The following is a 3056-nucleotide window of genomic DNA, read 5'->3' on the forward strand; positions in this document are numbered from 1 at the left end:
GCGAGGATCTCGATGGCGCCGATGGGCTGTGCGGGGTCGTGCGCGATGGCCTGGAGTACGCGTTGCAGGCGATCGATGATGGCCTGGACGCTGGCCTGATCGAACAGGTCCGGGCGGTAGCCCACCCGCAACTGCAGGCGGGCTCCCGGGATGAACGCGATGCTCATCGGATAGTGCGTCGTGTCGCCGCCCGTGCCCCCGGCACGAGCCACGTGCACCCCGGCATACGAGGGCTGGCGTGCGTTGGGGTCGACATGGTAGTTCTCGAACACGCACAGCGTGTCGAACAGCGTGCTGAAGCCGCTCAGGCGCTGGATCTCGCTCAGCCCCAGGTGCTGGTGGGCGATGAGCGAGGACTGCTGGTCCTGCAGCCGGGCGAGCGCCTCGATGGCAGGCTCACGGGCCTGGAACTGGAAGCGCAGCGGCAAGGTGTTGATGAACAGGCCCACCATGGACTCGACGCCAGCGAGCTCGGGCGGACGGCCGGAGACCGTGACGCCGAAGACGACGTCTTCGCGGGCGGTGAGCTTGCCCAGCAGCACGCCCCAGGCGCCTTGCACGAGCGTGTTGAGCGTCAGGCCGCGTTGGCGGGCCTGGGCCGACAGTGCGGAGGTCAGCGCCTCGGGCAACTCAACCAGGATGGTCTCTTGCCTGCCGGAGGACGAGGCAGCGGCGGAGGCCAGGTGCGTGGGCTCCTGCAGGCCCGAGAGGGCCTGTCGCCATGCCTGCTCGGCTGCCTGGCGGTCCTGGGCCTTGAACCATGCCAGGTAGTTGCGGTAGGGCGTGACGGGCGGCAGCGCGTGGACATCGCCCCTGGAGGCATAGAGAGTGAACAGCTCCTTCAGGAGAATGGGCATGGACCAGCCGTCCAGCAGGATGTGGTGGCTGGTGAAGACGAAGCGGTGGCGCTGGGGCGCCAGGCGGATGAGTGCGAAGCGCAGCAGAGGTCCCTGTGCGGGGTCGAAGGGTCGGCGGCTGTCGTCGTGCAGGAGGCGGGCAAGCTCGCTGTCGCGTGCCGGCGCGCTCAGCCCGGACAGGTCGACGTCCTGCCACGGGATGGTGACCTGGCGCGGGATGAGCTGAACGGGCTCGGCCAGGTTGTGGTGCAGGAAGCTGGCGCGCAGGTTGGCGTGGCGCTCGAGCAGGGCGTGCGTGGCGGCCTTCAGGGCTGCAGTATCCAGGGGGCCGGTGAACTCGTAGGCGAGCTGAACGACGTAGGCGTCGGCCTGGGCTTCGTCGTACAGCGCGTGGAACAGCAGCCCTTGCTGCAGCGACGACAGGGGCAGGGCCTGCTCGAGATCGGGCACCTGTGCCTGCAGGGACTCCACCTCGGGCAGGCTCAATGCGAGGAGAGGGAAGTCCGAGGGCGTGAAGCCACCGGCGTTGGGTTGCTGCGCGTGCGAGACCATGGCCTGCAGCGCGTCGAACCAGCCCTGGGCCAACTCACGGATGTCGGCCTCCTCGAACAGCTCGCCGGCCCATGCCCAGGTGGCGAAGAGCTCAGGCCCTTCGGGGCGGTCATGGGTGATGGCGTCCAGCATGATGGCGTGCGCCAGGGGCATCTGCGTGTCGCTGCCGCCGCCCAGTGCCCCGGCCTCCGGGGCTGCCTGCCAGTCTTGCGCATCCTGCGCGTCCTGCATGGCGAAGCGGCCCAGGTAGTTGAAGCTGATCTGTGCCGAGTGCGTGCTCAGCAGGCTGGCGGTCTCGGGGTTGAGGTAGCGCAGCAGCCCGAAGCCCAGGCCGTTGTCCGGGAGGGCGCGCAACTGCTCCTTGCTCTGCTTGAGGGCGCGCCCCAGGTGCTCGCCGCCGCGCAGGGCATCGTCCAGGTCGATGTCCTGCAGGGCCAGGCGCACCGGGAACAGGCTGGTGAACCAGCCCACGGTGCGCGAGAGGTCCACGTCCTCGAAGATGTCCTCGCGGCCGTGGCCTTCGAGGTTGAACAGGGCGCCCGTGTCGTCCTGGGCGATGCCGCGTCTGCGGCGCCAGTCGGCCAGTGCGAGGGCGAAGGCCGTGAGCAGCACATCGTTGATGCGACCGTGGAACAGGGTGGGCACCTGCGTGAGCAGAGGCGCGGTCACGCTGCTGGGCAGCGTCATGCGCAGCCGACTGGCGGTGCGCACCGTATCCCGGGCGGGGTCCAGGGCGCGCGTGGACAGCAGCGCGTCAGGTGCGTCGACGATGGACTGCCACAGCGGCAGTTCGGCCACGCGCTTCGGGTGCACAGCCTCTTCGCGAAGCTTGTGCGCCCAGCGCCGCCAGGAGGTGCCGCGAGGCCCCAGCTGCGCCTGTGTGCCAGTACGCGCTGCGTGCCACGCAGCTTCCAGATCGGGCACGAGGATGCGCCAGGACACGCCATCCACGACGAGGTGATGGATGCTCAGCAACAGCCGCCCGGGTTGTGTGCTTCCGGCGTCGAACCACACGGCCTGCAGCATGCGGCCGGCCTCAGGGTCGAGACTCTCTTGGGCGGCCGAGGTCGCTTCGGCAATGCGGGAACGACGCGCAGACTCATCCAGACCGGAGGTGTCGATGCGCTGCAGGCATGCGGATGCGCTGATCGCACCTGCAGGCTGAACACACAAGCTCCAGGTCGCGTCACCGGTGGCAGGGGTCAGTTGCAGGCGCAGGCCATCATGATGGTCAACCAATGCCTGCAATGCCGTTGCCAGATGCTGTTGCTCCATGCCTGCGGGCACTTGGAGCAGCATCGACTGGTTGAACCGGCGAAGCGATCCGCCGCGCGTCATCATCCACTCGATGATCGGTGTGGCGCAGAACGGGCCCACGGCGACGTCGGCACTGCCATCTGGTGCGTTGACCGGGGACGAAGCCGCCGCCAGTGCGGCCACGCTCTGGTGCTGGAAGACGTGGCGAGGGGTGATGACGAGGCCGGCCTTGCGCGCACGGCTGACCAGCAGGATGGAGGTGATGCTGTCGCCGCCGAGATCGAAGAAGCTGTCATCGATGCCCACCTGCGGCAGGCGCAGGACCTCTGCGAAGAGGGCTGCGAGGATCTCCTCTTGGGGTGTGCGTGGCGCGCGGATGCTGTGGGGCGT

Annotated in this window: 1 protein-coding gene; it reads right to left on the reverse strand. The window is 68.7% G+C overall.

Features of this window, described 5'->3' with window-relative positions:
- The coding region (locus FHY06_RS34685) for a condensation domain-containing protein (RefSeq protein ID WP_260310881.1) at positions 1–3056 on the reverse strand (3056 nt) is incomplete at both ends.

The organism is Variovorax atrisoli, assembly GCF_014195185.1.
Classification (GTDB): domain Bacteria; phylum Pseudomonadota; class Gammaproteobacteria; order Burkholderiales; family Burkholderiaceae_C; genus Variovorax; species Variovorax atrisoli.